This is a genomic window from Polaromonas sp. P1_G2 (assembly GCF_056405515.1).
Genome location: NZ_JBFUBY010000593.1, coordinates 1 through 785, shown reverse-complemented (window position 1 = coordinate 785; position 785 = coordinate 1). Strand labels below are relative to the sequence as shown.

The 785-nt window shown below is 57.4% G+C and carries 1 protein-coding gene; it reads left to right on the top strand.

Features of this window, described 5'->3' with window-relative positions; translation table 11 throughout:
• On the top strand, positions 1 to 775 hold a 775-nt coding region (locus tag AC1D0P_RS26385), incomplete at its 5' end, for a calcium-binding protein (RefSeq protein WP_477679430.1).
• Positions 776 to 785 lie beyond the last annotated feature (10 nt).

The window sequence follows — 785 nt, the reverse complement described above, 5'->3', positions numbered from 1 at the left end:
AAACATGGTTCTCTCTTCCCCCGTCGATGGGCAAGCAAATCTCTTTCGCAACGTCGCCAATATCAATATGCATCTGCGGGGTGTCGAGCAGGTCATGCTTCACGCTCTCGGGGGAGCCGACAACATTGCGATCGATAATCTGACCGGYAGCAGCGTTGAATCGGTCGTGATCGATCTCGAATCCACGCTCGGCACGGGTTTGAGAGACGGCCAGGTGGACAATGTCGCCACATTTGGCACCGGCATGGCCGACAGCGTGCAAATTAAAACCACCACTGCCGGTCTGGCAATCACCGGCCTGCCGTGGCGCGTCACCGTCGCGCATGAGGATACGTTTGATACGGTGTCATTCGTCGCCGGCACAGGCAGTGACATGATTGATGCGTCTGGTGCCGCATCCGGGCAAAATCTCACGCTCAACGGCGGCGCCGGCAACGATACGATCATTGGCGGTCTCTCCAGTGACACGTTCCTGTTCAGCACGCCGCTGGATGCCACATCCAACGTCGATACGATCAAGAAATTCTCCGTCGACAACGACACGATCGCGCTTGATGATAGTGTTTTTGTGGGTGTCGGGCCGGTTGGCAGCCTTTCCGCGGATGCCTTCCATGTCGGGACATCGGCGACCGATACATTGCAGCGCATCATCTATGACAGCGCGACAGGCAATCTCTACTTCGATGCCGATGGCTCGGACGGTGCAGCGCAGATATTGTTCGCTCACCTGCAGCCGGGTCTTTCACTCACCAGCAGCGACTTTTCGGTCGTCTAGCGCTGTGGGA